Annotated in this window: 20 protein-coding genes; 1 reads left to right on the top strand and 19 read right to left on the bottom strand. The window is 52.2% G+C overall.

Annotated elements, in window-relative coordinates; translation table 11 throughout:
- Nucleotides 1-16 precede the first annotated feature (16 nt).
- The 16 genes from ACI1P1_RS00385 to ACI1P1_RS00460 form a co-directional block, all read right to left on the bottom strand.
- Nucleotides 17-664 (bottom strand): stalk domain-containing protein, encoded by a 648-nt coding sequence (locus tag ACI1P1_RS00385; protein ID WP_416214371.1) that lies wholly within the window; start codon nt 662-664, stop codon nt 17-19.
- A 46-nt stretch (nt 665-710) separates the two neighbouring features.
- Nucleotides 711-1,616 carry a hypothetical protein gene (locus ACI1P1_RS00390; protein ID WP_416214372.1) on the bottom strand — a complete coding sequence of 302 codons (906 nt, stop codon included), beginning with the start codon at nt 1,614-1,616 and terminating at the stop codon, nt 711-713.
- Nucleotides 1,616-2,545 carry a PilN domain-containing protein gene (locus tag ACI1P1_RS00395; protein ID WP_416214373.1) on the bottom strand — a complete coding sequence of 310 codons (930 nt, stop codon included), beginning with the start codon at nt 2,543-2,545 and terminating at the stop codon, nt 1,616-1,618. Before ACI1P1_RS00395 ends, ACI1P1_RS00390 begins: the two co-directional genes overlap by 1 nt.
- Complete coding sequence (pilM, locus tag ACI1P1_RS00400) at nt 2,542-3,672, bottom strand: type IV pilus biogenesis protein PilM (RefSeq protein ID WP_416214374.1); 1,131 nt, start codon at nt 3,670-3,672, stop codon at nt 2,542-2,544. Before pilM ends, ACI1P1_RS00395 begins: the two co-directional genes overlap by 4 nt.
- Nucleotides 3,673-3,702: 30 nt before the next feature.
- A complete protein-coding gene (locus tag ACI1P1_RS00405; protein ID WP_416214375.1) occupies nt 3,703-4,500 on the bottom strand; it encodes a prepilin peptidase in 798 nt (265 codons plus the stop codon).
- Nucleotides 4,501-4,525: 25 nt separating this feature from the next.
- Nucleotides 4,526-4,891 carry a competence type IV pilus major pilin ComGC gene (locus ACI1P1_RS00410; RefSeq protein WP_416214376.1) on the bottom strand — a complete coding sequence of 122 codons (366 nt, stop codon included), beginning with the start codon at nt 4,889-4,891 and terminating at the stop codon, nt 4,526-4,528.
- Between the two features lie 81 nt (nt 4,892-4,972).
- Nucleotides 4,973-6,187: a type II secretion system F family protein gene (locus tag ACI1P1_RS00415; protein ID WP_416214377.1), complete on the bottom strand. Its 1,215-nt coding sequence runs from the start codon at nt 6,185-6,187 to the stop codon at nt 4,973-4,975.
- Between the two features lie 8 nt (nt 6,188-6,195).
- Nucleotides 6,196-7,221, bottom strand: a complete 1,026-nt coding sequence (locus ACI1P1_RS00420; protein ID WP_416214770.1) for a type IV pilus twitching motility protein PilT — start codon at nt 7,219-7,221, stop codon at nt 6,196-6,198.
- A gap of 109 nt (nt 7,222-7,330) precedes the next feature.
- Nucleotides 7,331-8,995 carry a GspE/PulE family protein gene (locus ACI1P1_RS00425; protein WP_416214378.1) on the bottom strand — a complete coding sequence of 555 codons (1,665 nt, stop codon included), beginning with the start codon at nt 8,993-8,995 and terminating at the stop codon, nt 7,331-7,333.
- A gap of 561 nt (nt 8,996-9,556) precedes the next feature.
- The gene (murA, locus tag ACI1P1_RS00430) at nt 9,557-10,843 is read right to left on the bottom strand and encodes a UDP-N-acetylglucosamine 1-carboxyvinyltransferase (RefSeq protein ID WP_416214379.1); all 1,287 of its coding nucleotides are present in this window, start codon (nt 10,841-10,843) and stop codon (nt 9,557-9,559) included.
- A gap of 164 nt (nt 10,844-11,007) precedes the next feature.
- Nucleotides 11,008-11,946 carry a ribonuclease Z gene (gene rnz, locus ACI1P1_RS00435; protein ID WP_416214380.1) on the bottom strand — a complete coding sequence of 313 codons (939 nt, stop codon included), beginning with the start codon at nt 11,944-11,946 and terminating at the stop codon, nt 11,008-11,010.
- A gap of 63 nt (nt 11,947-12,009) precedes the next feature.
- Nucleotides 12,010-15,456 carry a methionine synthase gene (gene metH / locus ACI1P1_RS00440; RefSeq protein WP_416214381.1) on the bottom strand — a complete coding sequence of 1,149 codons (3,447 nt, stop codon included), beginning with the start codon at nt 15,454-15,456 and terminating at the stop codon, nt 12,010-12,012.
- 123 nt (nt 15,457-15,579) lie between these two features.
- Nucleotides 15,580-16,380, bottom strand: a complete 801-nt coding sequence (locus ACI1P1_RS00445; RefSeq protein WP_416214382.1) for an HAD family hydrolase — start codon at nt 16,378-16,380, stop codon at nt 15,580-15,582.
- A 24-nt stretch (nt 16,381-16,404) separates the two neighbouring features.
- Nucleotides 16,405-16,929, bottom strand: a complete 525-nt coding sequence (locus ACI1P1_RS00450; protein WP_416214383.1) for a hypothetical protein — start codon at nt 16,927-16,929, stop codon at nt 16,405-16,407.
- Nucleotides 16,930-16,958: 29 nt separating this feature from the next.
- Entirely contained in the window at nt 16,959-17,147 is a 189-nt protein-coding gene (locus ACI1P1_RS00455) for a DUF896 domain-containing protein (RefSeq protein ID WP_416214384.1), read from the bottom strand.
- A gap of 202 nt (nt 17,148-17,349) precedes the next feature.
- Nucleotides 17,350-17,712 (bottom strand): LysM peptidoglycan-binding domain-containing protein, encoded by a 363-nt coding sequence (locus ACI1P1_RS00460; protein ID WP_416214385.1) that lies wholly within the window; start codon nt 17,710-17,712, stop codon nt 17,350-17,352.
- 169 nt (nt 17,713-17,881) lie between these two features.
- Here ACI1P1_RS00460 and lexA point away from each other — a divergent pair, with 169 nt between their 5' ends.
- Nucleotides 17,882-18,505 (top strand): transcriptional repressor LexA, encoded by a 624-nt coding sequence (gene lexA, locus ACI1P1_RS00465; protein WP_416214386.1) that lies wholly within the window; start codon nt 17,882-17,884, stop codon nt 18,503-18,505.
- Nucleotides 18,506-18,580: 75 nt separating this feature from the next.
- On the opposite strand, the gene ACI1P1_RS00470 is transcribed toward lexA, so the two are convergent.
- The 3 genes from ACI1P1_RS00470 to ACI1P1_RS00480 form a co-directional block, all read right to left on the bottom strand.
- Nucleotides 18,581-19,180: a LysE family translocator gene (locus ACI1P1_RS00470; RefSeq protein ID WP_416214387.1), complete on the bottom strand. Its 600-nt coding sequence runs from the start codon at nt 19,178-19,180 to the stop codon at nt 18,581-18,583.
- Between the two features lie 3 nt (nt 19,181-19,183).
- A complete protein-coding gene (locus ACI1P1_RS00475; RefSeq protein ID WP_416214388.1) occupies nt 19,184-19,615 on the bottom strand; it encodes an Lrp/AsnC family transcriptional regulator in 432 nt (143 codons plus the stop codon).
- A gap of 524 nt (nt 19,616-20,139) precedes the next feature.
- Nucleotides 20,140-20,766: a response regulator gene (locus ACI1P1_RS00480; protein WP_416214389.1), complete on the bottom strand. Its 627-nt coding sequence runs from the start codon at nt 20,764-20,766 to the stop codon at nt 20,140-20,142.
- Nucleotides 20,767-20,802: the final 36 nt, after the last annotated feature.

Below are 20,802 nucleotides of genomic sequence, written 5' to 3' on the forward strand. Positions count from 1 at the left end.
CTTTTTTTGTTCCTAACTACTTCCCAACTTGCTTCACATCAAACTGAAGCCGGGCTTCCTCTGAGGTTTTGTCCTTCAAATCCTTATTCAGCACATCTGCATTGGTATAAAAGATGGTCCAGGCCAAGGAATAATCCCGCACATTCTTATCGGCCCAGCCACTGCGCACCATTTCAATGGCGGCCTGCATTTTATCCAAAGTGGCGGACATCTTCTCATCCTGCAGACTTGTTGCTACCTCTTCCAGATGCTCATATTCCCCGATTACACCCTTCATGCCATCCATGTCATCGGTCTTGAAATATTGAATCATTTTGCCCAGCAGCTGGTTATGCTCCAATGCGATATATTGATAAATCCCGCGGGTGGACGCCTGATACACATCCTCCTTGCGGTCCTTCAGGAAATCCAAATGCACCGTCCGGCTTTCATTATCCCAGCTGACCTCTGCATCGAGCATCTCCCCCACACTCCGCAGCGGTACATACACCGAACCGTCATAGATGATAGAGTCCTTGCTCAGCTCGGATTCCTGTCCGTTCAGTGCCACATGAATCCGTTCGAAGAACACCTCAATGGTACGGTACTGTCCGTTCGCCCAGGCTACTCCGCCGAATGTCATAACACCAATCGCAATGGTTAATAGCATAAGCTTTTTTTTCATGGTTATCTCTCCTACTCTCCAAAAACTGAAATCCATCCTTGTTGGCCTACTGCTGCTTATCCAACAGCTCATACAGCATCTGATCCGACCAGGTTGGGTCCGTGCGCTGGGTGCCCGGTGATACCTGCGGCCCCGGCGGCTCCTTCAGCTGATTCTGGTATGCAGCAGCGACAAAGCTGCGGACGGTGCATTTTAGCGCAAGCGGCATTGGCCCCTGTATAAACGCCGATGAAGGGCCGGGTGTGGCTTTGGGAGACGGTGAGGATGAGGTACTGGTCGGCATTGCGGAAGGTGAACCCGTAGCAGCAGACGCGGAGGTTTGGCTCAGGCTCCAGTCCACCACCTCCAACAACCGGCTTCCCTGCTGCAGCTGATGGAGAAAATCCATGGTTTGGCCGTAGGTTCCGCTTACCTCCACCTGAAAGGTCAAGGAAGCCAGCTCAGTGGCTACAGGCTGGGTCTGTCCGGCAGGTGCGGGAGTGCCCAGCGGTTGCACCGTGACACCAGAGGAAGGCTGGTTTTGCTGGATTTCGGCGGCCTTTGTAATCAGCGTTTCCAATTGTGCCTGCTTGTCGGTAACTTCTTTGAAGGTAACATAGCTGAGTTTCGTTCCTGCCTGTTCCGAAAAGCTCTGCATCAGATTCAGAATGGACGCAGTATTCTCCCGAAGCGGAACCTGCATCAGCAGAGCCTCCACATCTGCCTCCTGAATTTTGACAGGAACAGGCGCCTTGGTTAATTGCTCCACCCGCCGGTTGGCCGCCTCCAGCTCTTCTGCAGTCCGGCTGGCTTCCGTCAACTGGGGAACATATAACACGGAAATGCTGAAGATGATGAACAGCAATCCGAGAAGTCCTGCCAAGGCTAGCTGGATCTCAGGTCTTTTCAAAAAAGAAAAATCGAGCTGTTGAGGAACCTGGGCTATATTTTTGGTTTTTCGCTTGTTCCTCATTATTTCTTCTCCTTCGTTAAAGGCTTGCAGGTCAGCTCTAACACAACGTCATATAAAGTAAGCACTTTGGGAGCGGGTGTTGCGCCTGCCACTGCTAGGGCCGAAGGCTCCGCCACTTTGGCATTGGCGATTTGATCCAGCTTCTTCTGGGCATCCTCCACATCCTGTCTGGTAATCGGCCCGGAGGCGGAAGGGGTTGCTACAGGCTGGGGTGTCCGGCCCGGCAGTGTAATGCCGTTTATTTCCTTGCTGATCTTCTGGCTCATCATCCAATCCAGCTGGTTGAGTAGCTCATCCGCCTCAGTGGCATCGGCAGCGGAGGTAGAAGGCTTTTGAAACATATTCACATATTGCTCAAAGGTCATGGTTTGCGTTTTATCCGAGGAAGCCGATGCAGAAGGCGAAGCCTCCGTGGTGCCGGTGGAAACAATGGTTACGGCAACCGGGTAAGCCAGCTCCTTCTTCTGGACACTATTCACTGTCACATGGGCAAACAGCTCCAGCTGCTGCAAAAGCTGCATGTATTGGGCGGCATCCTTCAAATCCTTCATATCCAGATGCAGCTTGATTTTCCCCGTATTATCCGTTTCCATGGACAGAATCCGGGCCGCCGTAGGCAAGGAAGCGGTGATGCCCTGAAAAACAGGCTGCCAGTCACGGATTTCCCCTTTCAGCCCATCCACCTTGTCCTTCAAGGATTGATATTGGAGGGTTTGCTGGTCCACCACACGTTCCTTCATGAGAATGCCGGCTTGTGCCTGCTTTTCCTGGAGCAGCCGTTCATTCTTGCCCGAGGTATGGGAGGATTCGGCATAACCAATAACCAGAAGCGCGGAACTAAGCACACTGAATGCGATAATTCCGGTCAACAGCGGTTTGAGATATTGTTGGGTAAAGGGAAGCTTGGGAATCAGGTTTATGGCTTTCATCCTTGATTCCCCCTTAAGCCCAGTCCGATGGGAATTGCCAGACTGGTCACCCAGCTGTGGAGCTGGGGTTTCTCGGATTCCAGCCATCCGCTGTCCGGACTAATCACCTGCATCCCCAGGCGGTCCGACAGAAACTCCGACACTTGGGCAAGCTGCCGGATCTCCCCTGTCAGGACAACAGCTGCAAACTCCTGGGTCCGGTTATTCAGGGTATACCGGTAGAAGTTCATCAGGCGCTCCAATTCATGGGCCAATTCCACATGAGGCTCCTGCTGCTGCATACCGTTCAGTGAATCCTGGTCCTCTTGAAAACGGACAGGAACACTCCGGGTAATTTTCAGCTGGCCCTCATGAAAAATGCTCATATCGGCGGCGTCCATATTCAAATCCAAGGTCAAAATGGTTTGCTGCAGAAGCTCCGGCTCCGCCGCCTCCAGCAGTCTGTAGCTAGACAAGGCTTTGATTTCAATGCTTTTAGGACGTAAGCCGCTTTGCCTGACCACCGTAAGATATTCATCCACCAGCTCGGAGGGAGCCGCGATCAGCATCACATCAGCCTCATCCTGCTCTTCCTCTTCCTCCTCTTCCTCGAAAACAGGCTCGTCTCGGAGCAACGACTCCTGGGAAGCACCCATCTCCATCCAAGACTGTTGAGGATGCACGGGGTCCGGGTAGGTAACCTCCTGATCCTGTTTCAGGGGAACCGGAAGCGAAACGTCAGTAGTAAGGTTAATAAAATCAAAATAGGGGTTTTGAAACGGAAGATGAATGGTATTCTGAATTTCAAACTGGATAATCTTCCGCAGCTGTTTGTCGGGAACATTGGGCAGCTTAAGAAAACGTACCATAATGGAAGAGCTGGGGATGATCAGATGCACCCTGCGGGCGCGGAACTTATACAGTTGAATAGTTTGCTCCAGAATACGCCGCAATACCTCCGGCTTCTGGATTTTACCGTCCACCACCGTGCCCTGAGGTAATGGCTCCAAAGCACCTTCAGCCAGGACAGGCTTTTTATTGCCGGCACTCCGGATTTCCGCAAGTTTAATATAGCTATCGGTGATTTCCAGTCCCAAGCTGGCAACACTTGGCCGTACCCATTGAAGTATTTTTGTGAAAGTAGCCATATGGGATGGAGTCACTCCTTGTTTTCGGCGTCAGGTTAATAAGTTCAGGTAAGCTTGCACAAGCAACTCTCCCCATAAGTAGGCGACACAAGCGCCAATGGCCAAAAAAGGCCCGAAGGGGATAGGCTGGTCGTTCTTCATAACTCCGGTCAACAGCAGGATCAGGATAATGATTAATCCAATCACACTGCCCAAAAAAATCGTCAATAACACACCTTTCATGCCTATGTATATCCCTAACATGGCCAAGAGCTTAATATCTCCGCCGCCCATGGCTTCCTTCTTGAGCAGCCATTCTCCAAGCACCGCTGCCAGATACAGCAGCCCGCCGCCCAGAAAAAAACCGCCCACATAGTCCCACCAAGGGGCATCGTGGATAAAAATCCGCAGGACAATCCCTGCCGCTATGCCAAACACAATAATCTTGTCCGGGATCAAATAAAGACGTAAATCCGTCTGCGAAATGGCGATCAGCAGCGAAACCAGGAGCAACCCCACGATCAGCTCCGGTACAGGGCCAAGCGTAACGGCCAGCAAGATGTAGATAACGGAGGTCAAAACCTCCCACAACGGATATTGAATGGAGAAAGCTTCTCCACAGTAACGGCATTTGCCTCCCGAGCGGAACCAGCTCCACACGGGAATCAAATCCGGCACCGCCAGCCGGTGTCCGCAGCTATCGCAATGGGACGGCGGCGTAACAAGGGACTGGCCCTGGGGAATCCGGGCAGCCACCACATTCAGGAAGCTGCCAACGAATAACCCCAGGATACCCATCACCGTGTAAAAATAGGGAGGCGACGCCTCAAATGCTTGAATGATAAGCATGGGGGCACCTCAGTTTAAGAAACTATTAGTCTGCTATGGTTACTTTATAAGCTCCAGGGCTAGGGCTGGCGTTGTATTCTATTTTGAAACTCTTTCCTGACTGATTAGGTGACGGAGTAGCTGACAAATATCCTTTTGCAACTAAATCACCAATTCCAATTGTAGCTGCTGGGCTAGGGTTAGTTTCCAGAACATATCTTTGCACTGCGTCAGATATTATTCTCTTTGAAGCCTCGTCTGTATTATCTTTCGCCTTGCTGAAACTCCCCGTCACCGCAGCACCAGCAACCCCGGCAATGATCCCCAGAATAACTACAACCGCCATCAATTCAATCAACGTAACGCCCTTTTGGTTCTTGCCCAACCGCTTCATGAATAATTTCTTTAGCATGTAAGCTCCTCCTTATAATTTTGAATGAGACCATCTATATGTAGAAAAAAGCATAGATGACAAGTTCATTCCTGGCTCCGCCTACTTCAAGTTGCTGATCAACGTAAAGGACGGCAGCATAACAGCCAACACGATGGTACCCACGATGAGCGCCAGGATCACGATCATAATCGGCTCCAGCATGGCTTTTAGCCGGTCCGACATCTGGTCCACATCCGCCTCATAAAAGTCCGCCACCTTGTCCAGCATGGAATCCAGCGCACCGGACTTTTCCCCCACCGCCATCATGTGCACCACCATGGGCGGGAACAGCCATGACTTGCGGAAGGGATCGGCAATGGAGCTGCCCCCCTGAACCGCCTCTCTAGCGCTCAGAATCACCTTGCCGATCACCGTGTTGCCTACTACGGAGGAAACAATGCTCAGCATCTGCAGCATAGGCACCCCGGCGGCGAACAAGGAGCAGAAGGTCCGGCTGAAACGAGACAAGGCTTGTTTGTGCAGCAGCTTGCCGAATACAGGGATTTTCAGTTTTGCATAATCGAGGGCATACCGCCCCTTCTCATTCCGCTTCATGGCAAGGATAGCAAGAAAAGGTAGGGATAGCAGCGCGGCTGCCAGATACCAATATTCCCGGACCCAATCTGAAATTCCAATCACAATTCGGGTCGGCAGCGGTAACGTTAAATCCATCGCCTCAAAATTCGCCACCAGCTGAGGCACAACGAACACCATCAGGATGGTCACCACGATGACCGTAAAAATGGCCATTATGATGGGATACACCATGGCGGACTTAATCTTTTCCCGGGTGTAATGCTCCTTCTCGTAAAACACCGCCAGCCGGAACAGCATATCGTCCAAATTACCGCTGGCCTCCCCCGCCTTTACCATATTAACGAATACGGTATTGAATACGGTAGGATAACGGGTAATCGCCTGGGAAAACTGGTTGCCCCGCTGCATATCATCGGCCACATTGGCCAATATGGCGCGGAACTCCTTACTTTCCGTTTGTTCGGACAAGGTCCGCACCGCATCCACAATGTTAATACCCACCTTGTACAAGCTGGACAGCTGCCTGCAAAAAATGGTGAAATGCTGGGGCTTGATCCGTGGTCCTGAGCCCAGCCGGATTTCCTTGTGGAGAATGCTTTGGCTCATGTCTTCCAGCTTGGTAATACGCAAGCCTTGAGCCCTTAACAGGGTTATGGCTGCATTGTTATGCTGGGCTTCAATCATCCCTCTGGTTTGTTTGCCGGAGCGTTCAATGGCGGTATAGCGAAATCTGGGCATTTGTTCACCTACAAATTCAGCTCACTGAAGCCAAACAGCGCTTCTTTGGCTGCTTCCGTTGTAATGATGCGCCTCTGAATCAACTCACGCAGGGCATTATCCATAGTCTGCATGCCTTGAGCCTTGCCGGTTTGCATCATGGACCGCACCTGGTGCACCTTTTCAGAACGGATCAGATTGGCTACTGCCGGAGTATTCACCAGAACCTCCATGGCGGCTACCCGTCCACTCCCGTCTGCTGTAGGCAGCAAGCGCTGGGCAATGATGCCCAAAAGCACCGAAGCAAGCTGGATACGGATCTGCTGCTGAGAGCCTGTCGGGAATACATCAATAATCCGATCGATGGTTTGCGGAGCATCCGCTGTATGCAGTGTTCCGAAGACCAGATGACCGGTTTCCGCAGCGGTAATGGCGGTGCTGATGGTTTCCAGGTCCCGCATTTCCCCCACCAGAATCACATCCGGGTCCTGGCGCAGAGCAGCGCGCAACCCTCTGGCGAAGGACTCCGTATCACTCCCCACCTCACGCTGGTTCACGATGCTTTTTTTATGGGGATGAAGAAATTCGATAGGGTCCTCCAGGGTGATGATATGCTCCTGCCTGTAGGCATTGATATCATCAATCAGGGCGGCGAGAGTAGTGGATTTACCGCTGCCTGTAGGTCCTGTAACTAGCACCAGACCTTGAGGCTTACGGGCCAGTTCTACTGCAATACCGGGGAGCCCCAGCTCCTCCACGGACGGAATCCGGGTAGGAATAAGGCGGATGGTCAGCCCTGCATACCCTTTTTGACGGTAAAGATTGATTCTAAACCGGGAAACACCCGGAATCTCGTAGGATAAATCCAGATCCCCCTGCTCCAAAAACTCCTCGTACTGCTCTCCTGTTAATAGCTCACGAGCCATAGCCAGGGTATCCTCGGGCCTGAGAACCCGGTCATCTGCGGACTGCAGCTCACCGTGAATCCGGAAGGCAACAGGCGCATTTACTGTAATATGTAGGTCTGACGCGTTGCGCTGGTATGCCAGCTTCATATAATCGACAATTGCCACATTTATGCCCTCCGAAACTATTATACCGAAGCCGGATTCAGACAATATTAAGAGATAGTCAAGCCCATTTTAATTTTTGTGAAAATGTCGGTTAATGTAATCCGGCTACCCGGTAAACCTCTGCAATTGTGGTTAAACCGGAGGCCGCCTTCTGTAACCCATCCTCAATCATCGGGATCATCCCCGCCTTTGCCGCCAAAGCAGCGTATTCCGTATCCGAACCCTTCCGCAGAATTAAGGTGCGAAGCTCGTCATTCACCGGCAGTACCTCATGGATAGCCAGTCTGCCCCGGTACCCGCTTCGTCCGCATTCTCCGCAGCCCTGCCCTCTTTTAAGGGTGGCATGGGGAATCCGGAACTCCTCCAGAACCGCCCGTTCCTCCTGGGTCGGTTCTACCTCTACAGCACATGCCGGGCATACCCGCCGGACCAGCCGTTGGGCAACTACGGTATTTAAGGAGGAGGATAAAAGAAACGGTTCAATGCCCATATCGATCAGACGGGTAATGGAGTTCACCGCGCTGTTGCTGTGCAAGGTGCTAAGTACCAAGTGGCCTGTCATGGCTCCCCGAACAGCTATTTCTGCTGTTTCCGAGTCCCGGATTTCCCCGACCATCACGATGTTGGGGTCCTGACGTAAAATGGAACGCAACCCTCTGGCAAAGGTCAGCCCGGATACGGGGTTCACCGCTACCTGATTGATCCCGTTTAATTGGTACTCCACCGGATCTTCGATGGTAATAATATTCACCTCATCACTGCTGAGGCGGGACAGGGTGGAATATAAGGTGGTGGTTTTGCCGCTGCCTGTAGGCCCGGAAATGAAGATAATGCCGTAAGGCTTGCCGATTCCCTTCAGAAGCCGGGACATATTGGCTTGGGTGAAGCCCAGCCTGTCCAGATCCGTCAAAGCATTGCTCAGGTCGAGAATCCGCAGCACAACCTTCTCGCCGTGAATGGTGGGCAATGTGGAAACCCGGATATCCACCTTGCGGAAATCCACCTCCATCTCCACCCGCCCGTCCTGGGGCAGGCGGCGCTCCGCCACGTTCAGGCTGGACATCACCTTGATGCGGGCCACAATCACATTTTGCATGTGGGGAGGCAATATCCGTTCCGTTCTCATCATACCGTCCACTCTGTACCGGATACGCAGACCGTCCTCTTGGGGGTCGATATGGATATCCGATGCACCTGTCTGAACAGCTTGGTAAATCAGCTGGTTCACCGTCTTGACCACCGGGGAATCGGCGTCCATATTCTGTTGAATCTTGTCTTCGCCTTCCCATTGGTCGAGGTTCTGCATGATCTGGTCGACGGTTTCCTGCAGCCCGTAATATCTCCGGATAGCCCGGAACAGCTCGTCCTTGGATGCAATCACAGGCTCAATACGGAAGCCGGTGGTCATCCGCAGCTCATCTATGGCGTAATAATCCAGCGGGTCGGCCATGGCCACAATCAGCTTGTTGCCTTCGGTCCGTAAGGGTAGCACCTGATGCTGCTCCGCAATCCGCTGGGGAATAATATTAATAATCTTAGTTTCGATCTTTTGTTTGTAAAGCTGGACATGAGGGATTCCCAACTGGACTTCAAGAACTTCGATCAGCTGCTGCTCTGTAATATAATTCCGGGAAATGAGCACATCACCAAGACGCATTTTCAGCTCTTTTTGCTCCTTCAACGCATTGAGCAGCTGCTCGTCCGTAATCAATCCCGATTCCAGGAGCAAGTCGCCGATTCTTTTGCGCAGCGCCACCCGATCCCTCCATTCGCATTATAGGAGTCTGTCCGACGTTTAATTTGAGTGAAAAAATATTACTTTGTTTCATTCCTTACCGGAAAGGAGTGCCTTGGATGCTCAAACACGTTTTGTCGGCCTTGATGGAATGGAACTCATAAGGGTTCAAAGCCGCCAAAAAACTCGCCCTCAAGTCACTCCTTCCCTCCCAGTCATTTCATAAATATTTTTTCACTCTTTTGTTTTTCGGACAGACTCCTAGGGTTTCATGTAGGCCCTAGTCAAATTGTCCTAAAAAATAAGGAGTAATGATCTATGTCTATTTAACCATCCCGCTGTCTTTTGCGTCAATATCATTTCTCACAGTATTTGGAATTTAGATGTGCTGATTCCGACATTTTTTCAAAATATCGCTGCCGGATGACAAGATGCTTCAAGATTAACCGGTCAGCCTGCCGCGGCAGGCCAAAGCCTGCGTTTTACCGCTACACATATTTTTCCAACGCCCACAACTCTATTAATTGACGCACAAAAAGCCCTCCCGGATTGCCGGGAAGGCCCACAAATTCACGCGAAAGCTTACGCTCTGCTTACAACAGCTTCAGCGGCAGCATTGCTCAGAAGCTCCACCTTGGCTCCCAGGGTGCGGAACATGCTGATGACATCCGCATAGCCCCGTTCAATATGCTCAACGCCGGAGATGAAGGTTTTCCCTTCGGCTCCCAGACCTGCCAGAATCAGACATGTGCCGGCACGGACATCCGTGGCATGGACATGACTGCCTGTTAAGGGCTGCCCGCCCTTAATAAATGCGCTGCCGGAGCGCACCTCAATCTGCGCCCCCATCCTGCGCAGCTGGGGCACATGACTGAAGCGTTCGGGGTAGATTTTATCCGATACGATGCTTCTTCCTTGGGCAAATAAGAGCAAGGCGGTTAACGGCTGCTGCAAATCGGTGGCAAACAAAGGGTACATGCCGGTCCGCATGCGGGTAGCCTTCAAAAGTCCTCCACCGTATGCGGTAATGCTGGAATCACGCACCTCCAGCTCCAGACCGACTTCCTTCAGCTTCGCCAGGCATGAGCCAAGATGCTCGGGAATAATATCCTCGACGGTAACGGAGCCCCCATTAATCCCGGCGGCCATCAGGAATGCTCCGGCAATCAGCCGATCCGGGATGACGGAATAGGTGCAGCCGGAGAGCTCCCGAACACCCTCAATGCGGATACAATCCGTGCCTGCACCTACAATTCTGGCACCCATACGGTTCAGCATATTGGCGGTATCCACCACCTCCGGGTCCCGCGCTGCATTATGAAGCTCCGTTCTGCCTTCGGCCAGCACAGCAGCCAGCATCGCATTGATGGTGGCGCCGGACGTGATGGTATCGAAGAAAATGGAGGCTCCTTTCAGTCTGGTTGCCCGGACAACATAATGATCCTCGTTCAATTCGATGGTGGCCCCAAGGGCCTTCAAGGCTTTGAGATGCTGGTCAATCGGACGGGATACAAAGTTATCCCCGCCGGGATACCCGATGGTGACCTTCCCCGTTTTTGCCAGCAATGCGCCGATAAAATAATAGGAAGCCCGATAGGCCGAGGTCCCCTTCCGGTCCAGATCAGAGTGACGCATACCGCTTGCATCTATAAAAATATCGCCGTTCTCCCGGCTTTCCATACGGATGCCGATGGAGGCTGTTATGCTCTTGATCACTTGCATATCCAAAAGGTAAGGGATTCCTTGCAGAACAACAGGTTCGCCGGACATGCAGGCGGCTGCCAGCAAGGCCAAGGAGCTGTTCTTGGATCCCTGAATATGTACGGAACCGGACAACGGGCCGGAGGATTCTACTTGTAACCATTTCATGTGTATGTTAACTCCTGCTCCAGAATAGGCCATTATATGTTTTCACATATTTATTTATAACTTTTCACAAGGGCTTCGTCAATGAGCAATAAGCCTATTTTCATGAAAAAGCTGAGAAAAACTCCTGCCGCTTCCGCTCAGTGCTGGTTTCGGTGCCAATCACCCTACTCCATCGTGATCCGGTAAGGGATCCGGTAGGACCAGAAATCCTCGGCTACAAATGCATTCGCGAAAATTTCCCGGGCCTCCTGCTGCAGCATTTCCGTTTCCTCTTCCCCATAGCGGGAACTGATATGCGTCATGATCAGCACCTGCGCGCCGGCTTGAAGTGCGGTTTGGGCAGCATCCTCCGTAGTGGAGTGATGGAACCGCGAGGCCATGTCCGCCTTGGACCGGTCGAAGGTGGCCTCATGAACCAGCACATCGGCATTTCTCGCCAATTCGACGGCTGAATCCGTTTTGAGGGTATCCCCCAAAACCGTCACAATCCGGCCTGGTACGGCAGGACCCACCACGTCCGCGCTGTTTATGACACGGCCATCCTCCAGTGTAACGGACTTACCCTGCTTCAAGGCTCCATACAGCGGCCCGAAGGGGACACCCAGCTCCTTCAGCTTGGCGGCGTCCAGCTTGCCTTCCTTATCCTTTTCCACAATCCGGTAGCCGAAGCTTTCAATCCGGTGGTTCAAGCGTCTGGCCTCCACCCGGAACATCTCGTCCTCAGCGATAATCCCTTCTTCCACAATCTCCACGATATCCAGCTCATAGGACAGCTTGGCTTGGCTTAAGGTCAGCACGGTTTCCGTAAATTGCCGGAGCCCTACAGGCCCGTACAGGGTAAGTGTTCCTTCCCCTCCCTGATACGAGCGGCTGGTCAGGATACCCGGCAGCCCATATAAATGGTCACCATGGAGATGGGTGATGAAGATTCTGTCCGTCCGCCCGAGCCGGATCGGGGATTGCAGAATTTGCTGCTGGGTGCCCTCCCCGCAATCGAACAGCCAGAACCCGCCGGTTTCATCCAGCAGGTTCAGCGCGATGGAGGTCACATTGCGGCGCCGCGAGGGCATTCCTGCCCCGGTGCCCAAAAAAACCAATTCCATACCCCACAGCTCCGTTCTCGTTTCCTTTTTAAAAGCAGACTAGGGTGTGTTTGCAAACACGGCCTAACGCTGCACTTTTTCTACGTTGAAATATTGCGCCTGGGGATGGGAGAACACCATAGCCGTTACGGATGCCTCGGGGTCCATCATACAGCCCTCCGTAAGCTCCACTCCGATGTCCTCCGGCTTCATCAGCCGGAACAGCTGCTCCTGGTCCTCCAGGTTGGGGCAGGCGGGATAGCCGAAGGATACCCGGATGCCCTGGTAACGGGCGCCGAAGCGCTGCTTCATGGTCATATCAGCCGGATCGGGGTACCCCCACACATCCCGCATCATTTGGTGAATGCGCTCGGCGAAAGCCTCCGCCAGCTCCAGCGCCGTAGCTTGCAAGGCGTGGGAGCGCAGATAATCCCCGCTTCCTTTCCATTCCTCGGCCAGCTCCCGGACTCCCCGTCCGGTGGTGACCGTCAGGAAACCCACCGTATCCATCACGCCACTTTCCACCGGCTTGAGGTAATCGGCCAGACACAGGTAAGGCTCCACTTCCTGTCTGGGAAATTGGAAGGTTTCCAATATTTTCCCCGTATCCGCAGGATCATATACCAGGATGGTATCGCCGTCCGATTGCGCCGGGAAAAACCGGTACATCCCCTGGGCCCGGATAATGCCGTTTTTGACCGCCTCCTGCAGGATGCCGTCTACTACAGCTTTAATCTCCAGCGCCTTGGGCTCTCCGTTCTTAAGAGCTTCCTCCACAGAGCCGCGGATACCCAAATGCCGGCCCAGCAGCATTTCGAAGTTGATATACGGCAGCAGATGGGAGATGGGATAATCCCGCAGCACATGCCGTTCCAGATCAGGCGGGAGATAAACGGGAAGCTCCCGGTTAATGGTGGTGTTCCGTACACGTACGGCTTGAGGCAGCTCCTGCTCAATTTTGCCCGCCTCCGCCAATTGGGCTTCCTTCGCTTTGCGCAGCTCCTCCGCCAGAATGGCGCGTTCAGCCGAGTCACTAAGCTTGTTGGCCAGGTCCAGTCCGTCCATGGCATCCTTGGCGTACAATACCATTCCGTCATATTCCGGAGCAATCCGGTTTTTGGTAAATTTCCGGGTCAGAGCGGCGCCCCCTACCATAATCGGCACATCGATTCCCGCGTTGCGCAAATCCTGGGCTGTGGTCACCATCTGCTGAGCGGATTTCACCAGCAAGCCGGAGAGTCCGATCACATCAGGCTTTTCCTTCCGGTACGCTTCAATCAGCTGCTCCGGCGGCACCTTGATGCCCAGATTCACAATCTGGTAGCCGTTGTTGGAGAGGATGATTTCCACCAGATTCTTGCCAATGTCATGCACGTCACCCTTAACGGTGGCCAGAATAATCTTGCCCTTGACAGCAGATTCGTTCTTTTCCATAAATGGCTCCAGATACGTAACAGAGGCCTTCATCACCTCTGCACTCTGCAGCACCTCGGCAACGATCAGTTCATTGTTATTGAACAGCCGGCCAACTTCCTCCATCCCCGCCATCAAGGGGCCGTTAATAATTTCGAGGGGGCTGTAGGTACCCATAGCAATTTCCAAATCGGGCAGCAGCCCTTCCTTGGTGCCTTCCACCACGTAAGCAGCCAGACGCTCCTCCAACGTCATATTGGAGGATTTGACGGTTTTCTCCACTTTTTTCTCGCGGAAATAAGCCACGAAGGCTGCCAACGTTTCATCGTTGGTGTTGAAGATCAAGTCCTCCGTCAGCTTCCGTTCCTCCTCGGGGATGGACGGGTAACGCTGCAGCCGCTGGGTGTTCACGATGGCGAAATCCAGGCCTGCTTTGGTACAGTGATAAAGATAAACGGAGTTCAACACCTCACGGCCGGCAGGAGGAAGGGCGAAGGAAACATTGCTGACGCCCATGATGGTCTTGGTCTCCGGAAAGGCTGCTTTGATTTTGCGTACCGTCTCAATGGTTTCGCTGGCAGACCCCAGGTATTGGGAGTCTCCGGTTCCCACAGGGAACACCATCGGATCGAAAATAATATCCTCCGCGGCGATGCCGTATTTTTGCGTCAACAGCTCATATCCTCGTTTGGCCACCTGGAACCGCTTATCGCTGGATACAGCCTGCCCGTCCTCATCAATACACATAAACACAAGCGCAGCCCCGTACCGGTGGACCAAAGGAACGATGTTCTCAATACGCTCCTCCCCCTCCTCCAGGTTGACGGAGTTGATGATGGCTTTGCCTTGGGTATACTTCAGGGCGATCTCTACCGCCGCGGCATTGGTGGTATCAATGACTACTGGCGCCTTTACCTTCTTGACCAGCTCCTGCATAAAAAGCTCCACATCCGCCACTTCATCCCGCTCGGCATCCTGAAGACTGACATCCACGACATGGGCTCCGCCCTTCACCTGGGCCCGGGCAATTTCCGCCGCTTCCTCAAACTTGCCCTCGGCGATCAGCCGCTTAAACTTGGGGGACCCCAGCACATTGGTCCGCTCTCCCACCATGTACGGCCGGTTCTCGGATTCAATATACACGGTGTCGATACCCGATACCGCGGAAGGATGGGAGCCCTCTTGGGCACGGGGAGCATAACGGGCCAATAACTCCGCCATCGCTTTGATATGTGCGGGAGTTGTGCCGCAGCAGCCGCCGGCGATATTGATCCACCCTTGCTCGGCAAAACCGGCCATCTTCTTGGCCAGTGTATCCGGGGTTTCATGGTATTGACCATTTTCGTCAGGAAGCCCTGCGTTGGGATAGCAGCTTACGGAGCAGGAGGCGATTTGTGACAAGGTCCGGATGTGATCCCGCATGAATTCTGGGCCTGTGGCACAGTTCAAACCGACGGAAACCGGCTTCAGATGCTCCAGCGAAATATAAAAGGACTCGATGGACTGACCGGCCAATGTGGTTCCCATGGGCTCAATGGTTCCGGAAATCATGATGGGCAGGGTTAACCCCAAATCCTCCATTGCCCGGCGGACGCCGATGCTTCCTGCTTTGACATTCAATGTGTCCTGGGAGGTTTCCAGCAGGAGTGCATCCACGCCGCCTTCAATCAAGGCCAGTGCCTGCTCGTAGTAGCTGTCCGTTAACTGGTCGAAGGTAACGCCTCCGGTAACCGACAGGGTTTTGGTGGTGGGGCCTAAAGCACCCGCCACATACCGGGGCTGCTCTGCCGTTGTATATTTCTTGGCGGATTGTACAGCAAGCCTTGCCGCTTCCAGATTCAGCTCCCGCGCCCTGGCCTCCAGACCATATTCAGCCAGAACCACGGAGGTGGAGCCGAAGCTGTTGGTTTCAATGATATCCGCCCCTGCCTCAAAATAAGCGTCATGGATTTTCGAGATCACATCCGGTCGGGTGACGCATAAATACTCGTTGCACCCCTCCAGATCCTCTCCCCCAAAATCCGCAGCAGTCAGATCCTCCTGTTGAATCATCGTGCCCATGGCGCCGTCCAAAATCATAATTTTTTTCTTTAACTGTGCTTCAAGCGTTGGTTTCATAATCAAGAGTCATCCCTTTCTCTGCTGCGAAGCCCGGGTTCATCCGGAACCGCCCTTATAAACGGAAATATGTGGTCAAAAACGCCAGACTCCCCAGGGGCGGCCGGCGTTTTAGAATTAAGCTTATTTAAGAAGAGAGTCAATAAGAACAATTAATTCTTCCAAATCGGCAACCTCATGGGTAGGCACAATCTCATCGGTGCGGGTAATGCCGTGACGGTTAATCCACACATTCGGCATACCCACCCGTCCGGAGCCCAGAATATCGGTAGTCAGCTTATCGCCAACCATCAGCCCTTCCGTTGGTTCAATGCCCAAAAGCTCTGCCGCATGCCGGAAGATGGATTCCGCCGGTTTGCCCTCCCCGAATACCCCGGAGATAACAATATGGTCAAAATAGCTCTCCAGGTTGGCAATACCTGCGATTTTCTCCCGTTGGAGATCAGGTGCGCCATTGGTCAGCAGTAGCAGCTTTACTCTTCCCTTCAAGCCGTCCAAAAGCCGGAAGGTTTCTTCGTATACCAAAGGCCGTTTTCTGCGCTCTACTGGGAAGCGCTCTGCCAGATCCTTGCCCAATGCGGGATCGTCGATACCGATTCCAAATAGGCCCTTCGTCCAGGCTTCAATCCGGTAGGCGGGAGATTGCTGCTCCAGCTTGCGGAACATTTCATGCTCTCCTTCAGAGAAATGCGCCCAGAAGGCTTCAAACGGATTGATGCCGATCATCTTGGTGAAGGGGAAGGTCTCGTAGCTTTCATACAAGGCGCGGGCTTCCTGCCGGACAGAGGCCTCCAGCTCCGAAGCCTGGATAGCCGGATATTTCTCTGCGGCAGCCATACAGGTTGCGTGAAACGCTTCGTTCACACTGCGGTCATCCCACAGCAGGGTATCATCCAAATCGAACAAAACAGCTTTTAAGGCCAATGTCTCTCTTCCTTCCGCTAAAGGTTACTTGGTTTCATCCTTGAAGGGAACTCTCTCCCGGATGGCAAACTCACGCAGCTTGGCGTTCAATTCGTCCATGGGGAAGCGGTGCTGAAGCTTGGTGTAGATATATTTTTTCTTGACGTTCTTCTGTTGGATGATGATATGGCCGTTGTTCATGGTCAGCTCTTCAATGCTTTCGGAACCGATACGCTTATCCCCGCCAAAACGGCGGACGGTAATGTAGCTTTTGCCGATCCCGATAACCGGTCTGCGGACCAGGTAAATCAGTACACCCAGAAGGACATAGCTGATTCCGGTGAACCAGTATATTCCATTCATTGCAACACCGTTCACAGCCGAGGTAATGAGATAGAACAAGCCGAATACAGCCAACAGGCTGGCAAACATCCAACTGCGTCCTTTAATAATCACATCGGCATCCTTCTTACGGTTGCTTTCTTCAATTGTGGCTATCCCGCTCTTTTTGCGGCTGCGGTTTACTGTCTTCTGATTCTTAATGACCATACGTTCCCATTTACGCGACACGTTGACGACCCCTTCTATTAGTAGAGATGTTATGCCTTACCGTTGGTTTCTTCATCGCCCGTATATTTGACATACTGCAGTTGATCCCTCATGGACGCTTTGAAGGAATCAATATATTTGCGGCGAAGCTCATTGCGTTCTTCTAATTCTGCATCCGTTAGTCCTGAGGTTTTGGCCTTGCGAGCCAATTCATTAATCCTCTGGATGAGTTCTTCCATGTTTTGCTCCTCCTGTTGACCATCTGTTTAAATCGTTGCCCGAATTCCTTCGATACAAGCTTATTTAACTTTGCCATTCCACTCGTGGATTGTCAAGAGTCAGGCAAAAAACACAAAGAAACCTTCCCCGGGAGGTGGGAATAACCCCCAACCTCCTTCCGGGAAGGCTAATGTAACACTGTGTATGTAACGTTGATTTTCTTTATGGAAGAACAAGAATTTGGCCTGCCCGGATATCCGAGTTTTTAAGGTTGTTCGTTTTCTTAATTTTGTTGATATACGAACGTACGCTCTCTCCCTCCGGCAGATGGGATGCCGCGATCCCCCACAAGGTATCTCCCGGACATACATCTACTGTATAGACGGTTTTAGAGGGCTGCTTAAAGGCAACGGTGTGAACGGTAAGGGAAGCCGCTGTAGAGGATCTGTAGCCTTGTGAGAGAGCAGGCTCCCCCTCCGCTTCATTCCCCGCATAAGCATGCAATATGGCAACAGACAACACGGACACTATAATCCCGGCCATCATAATCAATCGTCTCATCAACCGATTCGGACTCATCTTCATCACTCATCACTCCCAAACATTTGTTCTGGAATCAGAATATCACGAACAAATGTTTGTGTCAACGAAAAACAAACAAATGTTCGTAAATTATCTATTCGAACTTATGTTTGTGCGAACTCCGGTTCTGTGTTATAATTTTAATAATTATTTCCATACTGGAGTGATCAGAATGAGCAGGATTTCCAATCGGCAGCAAGCGATCCTCGAATTTATCAAGAATGAAGTCCGCGATAAAGGCTATCCCCCCTCCGTACGTGAGATTGGAGAAGCCGTTGGATTGGCATCCAGCTCTACTGTGCACGGACATCTCGAACGGCTGGAGAAGAAGGGCATGATCCGCCGCGACCCGACCAAACCCCGGGCCATTGAGATACTGGGGAGTGAAGATGAAGGTTTGGAGATGTTCTCCCACTCCATCAAGCAGGTTCCGCTGGTGGGCAAGGTCACAGCCGGCGTTCCCATTACGGCTACAGAGAATATCGAAGGCTACTTCCCGCTACCTGCACATATGGTGCATGACGACCAGGTGTTTATGCTGAGCGTTATGGGCGAAAGCATGATCGATGCCGGCATCCGCGACGGGGATTTTGTAATCGTCAGGCAGCAGGCCAATGCCCATAACGGGGAAATTGTCGTAGCGATGACCGAAGAGGATGAAGCTACCGTCAAGCGCTTCTATAAGGAGAAGGATCATATCCGGCTGCAGCCGGAGAACCCCACCATGGAGCCGATCCGCTTGAAGAATGTTACCATATTAGGCAAGGTGATCGGACTCTTCCGGGATATTCATTAATCCGAACCCAACGCAGCACAGCCGGCATTCCTGATGGAATTGCCGGCTTTTTCGTCTGCATGGACAGCCCCTGCTTTATGAAAGCTGAAAAACTCCCCAAAGACCGAAAAATATGATCATCGCGCCGGAAATCCGGTACATCACCCTTTTCATCCCCCGGTCCAGCTTGGTCCGCAGCCACCCGGCGAAGAAGCTCAGAAAGCACCACCACAAACCGGAGCCCAGACCAACACCAAGCACATAATCCAGCCCCCAACCGCTGCCTAGATCTGAATGGATAGCTGCATAGGCGCCTGCGTAGGCAATCCACGTTCCCGGGTTGGCCAATGTCAGCAGCAGTATGGACAGGGCTCCCTCCCCTTTCAGATCCTTCTCCTCTCCTGCCAAATCAGCAGCAGCTTTCCAAGTACGTAAGCCGATACCCACCAAATACATCCCGCCTGCAAGCTTTAGCGTCCAGGCCAATGGCCCTGCCTGCAGAAGAACGGCTGCAATACCGGCGCTGACGGCTGCGGCACAGATCATGTCGGCCAAGGCCACCCCCAGACCGGAAGCCAGTCCCTTTTTTAGGCCAAGCTTCAAGGTGCGCTGGAGGACCATCATCCCGATGGGCCCGATTGGCGCGGCTACGGATATGCCCAAAAGCAAGCTCTTTACGAACAACACGCTTGGCATCCGCTACTCCTCCTTAACGCTTGACAACGCGATCATGGTATTGGTTTTGATCACACCCGGAATTTGCTTCAGCCGCAGCGAAATCAATTCCTCCAGCTGTTTGGTGCTTCCTGTTGCTGTTTTTAGCAGATAATCAAACTCTCCAGCAAGGTGGTGACATTCCAGAACCGCTTCCTCCTCCAGAATAGCAGCTTGGAATGCCGGTATATGCTCCGGTCGCTCCAGCGTAATGAAGATGAAGGCCAACAGCCCCAGCCCCATAAACTCTCTGTTCAGCTTCACCGTAAAACCGTCAATGCAGCCGCAGGCCTCCAGCTTGCGGATCCGCTCCGACACCGCAGGCAGAGACAGATGAATATGCTTGCTGATCTCCGAATGACTCATCCGCCCGTCTGTTTTCAGCAAATCAAGAATTTGCCGGTCCATCGCATCCATTTCTCCCACTCCTTTTTAAGCCTTATTGTACATAATGCTTAATATATTTTATATAGTTTTCAATTTTTCCGTTTTTAATAATGTATTTCTATCTCTCTACATTATAATGTTCATCTAACTTCCCATTTTCTTCACTGCCGCTTTAAAAAGAAAGGCATCCACAGCTCTTACGGAACTGAGAAGCACTTAAAGGCGAAAATTCGCGAGTCTACATTTCTTACGGAACTTAGCGACTGTTAGAAAGCAATTTCGCTCCCCAAGCAGGCAAAATAGCCCTGTAAGAGCTTCTGAGTTCCGTTAGGTTTCTTCCATTGCTTAATTTAGCCTCTAAGGGTCGCTGGGTTCCGTCAGATTTTCGTACATGCCTCGTACACGCCCAAATTCTGCCCCCAGCCCTATAGCGCGACTGCCCATCACGGGAAAACCTCCGGCACATCATCAATCCCGCCAAGCGGTCTACAGAAGCTGCACAGAAAAAAGCCCCCGCCCTTTTGCCGAAGGCGGAAGCTTTTATGTATGCCCTATTAGCCGCTGTAATACTTGGACCGGACAAAGGTCTCAATGGCTTGAACCCGGCTGCGGACGCCCATCTTATCATAAATTCTCCGCTGGTAATTGTCGATGGACCGTTTGCTCATATGAATCTGGTCCGCAATCTGCTCTTGGGTATACCCTTTCATAATCATATTCATAATCGCCGCTTCTTCCGCATTCAGCTCTACCTCTACAGTGGTGAGAGGCTGTCTGCTGAGCAGCTGCAGGCCGCTCTGGGGGATCACCACATTGCCGGCAAGCACACAGTAAATAATATGCTTGATGGTGTCCTGCTTCATTCCTTTGGAGATCACTCCGCTGGCATGAATCTCCAGGAATTTAGGCAGCAATGCCTCCGTCTCCATCCCCGTAAAGATCACGATTTTGAGATCCGGGTATTCCTTCTTCAGAAGTTCGCAAACATCCGTGCCTGCCATATCGGGAAGCAAATAATCCAGCAGCACCAAATCCGGCTTTAAATCACCGACCACATTCAAACAATCCTGGCCGGTAGGGGCGATTCCGATGACTTGAATATCCTCCAGTTGCTCCAGCATAACCTTCGTCGCCTGAGCCATCAGAGGGTGATCATCCACGATTAAAATGGAATACGACATTGTTTTCACCCGATTCAAATGGAATGCAATCACGAT

The organism is Paenibacillus mesotrionivorans, from assembly GCF_046098205.1.
Taxonomy (GTDB): Bacteria; Bacillota; Bacilli; order Paenibacillales; family NBRC-103111; genus Paenibacillus_AR; species Paenibacillus_AR mesotrionivorans.

Excerpts from the sequence above, each read along its gene's own strand:
- ACI1P1_RS00385 (WP_416214371.1), bottom strand. The coding sequence starts at position 664 with ATGAAAAAAAAGCTTATGCTATTAACCATTGCGATTGGTGTTATGACA.
- ACI1P1_RS00390 (WP_416214372.1), bottom strand. The coding sequence starts at position 1,616 with ATGAGGAACAAGCGAAAAACCAAAAATATAGCCCAGGTTCCTCAACAG.
- ACI1P1_RS00395 (WP_416214373.1), bottom strand. The coding sequence starts at position 2,545 with ATGAAAGCCATAAACCTGATTCCCAAGCTTCCCTTTACCCAACAATAT.
- pilM (WP_416214374.1), bottom strand. The coding sequence starts at position 3,672 with ATGGCTACTTTCACAAAAATACTTCAATGGGTACGGCCAAGTGTTGCC.
- ACI1P1_RS00405 (WP_416214375.1), bottom strand. The coding sequence starts at position 4,500 with ATGCTTATCATTCAAGCATTTGAGGCGTCGCCTCCCTATTTTTACACG.
- ACI1P1_RS00410 (WP_416214376.1), bottom strand. The coding sequence starts at position 4,891 with ATGCTAAAGAAATTATTCATGAAGCGGTTGGGCAAGAACCAAAAGGGC.
- ACI1P1_RS00415 (WP_416214377.1), bottom strand. The coding sequence starts at position 6,187 with ATGCCCAGATTTCGCTATACCGCCATTGAACGCTCCGGCAAACAAACC.
- ACI1P1_RS00420 (WP_416214770.1), bottom strand. The coding sequence starts at position 7,221 with ATGAAGCTGGCATACCAGCGCAACGCGTCAGACCTACATATTACAGTA.
- murA (WP_416214379.1), bottom strand. The coding sequence starts at position 10,843 with ATGAAATGGTTACAAGTAGAATCCTCCGGCCCGTTGTCCGGTTCCGTA.
- rnz (WP_416214380.1), bottom strand. The coding sequence starts at position 11,946 with ATGGAATTGGTTTTTTTGGGCACCGGGGCAGGAATGCCCTCGCGGCGC.
- metH (WP_416214381.1), bottom strand. The coding sequence starts at position 15,456 with ATGAAACCAACGCTTGAAGCACAGTTAAAGAAAAAAATTATGATTTTG.
- ACI1P1_RS00455 (WP_416214384.1), bottom strand. The coding sequence starts at position 17,147 with ATGGAAGAACTCATCCAGAGGATTAATGAATTGGCTCGCAAGGCCAAA.
- ACI1P1_RS00460 (WP_416214385.1), bottom strand. The coding sequence starts at position 17,712 with ATGAAGATGAGTCCGAATCGGTTGATGAGACGATTGATTATGATGGCC.
- lexA (WP_416214386.1), top strand. The coding sequence starts at position 17,882 with ATGAGCAGGATTTCCAATCGGCAGCAAGCGATCCTCGAATTTATCAAG.
- ACI1P1_RS00470 (WP_416214387.1), bottom strand. The coding sequence starts at position 19,180 with ATGCCAAGCGTGTTGTTCGTAAAGAGCTTGCTTTTGGGCATATCCGTA.
- ACI1P1_RS00475 (WP_416214388.1), bottom strand. The coding sequence starts at position 19,615 with ATGGATGCGATGGACCGGCAAATTCTTGATTTGCTGAAAACAGACGGG.
- ACI1P1_RS00480 (WP_416214389.1), bottom strand. The coding sequence starts at position 20,766 with ATGTCGTATTCCATTTTAATCGTGGATGATCACCCTCTGATGGCTCAG.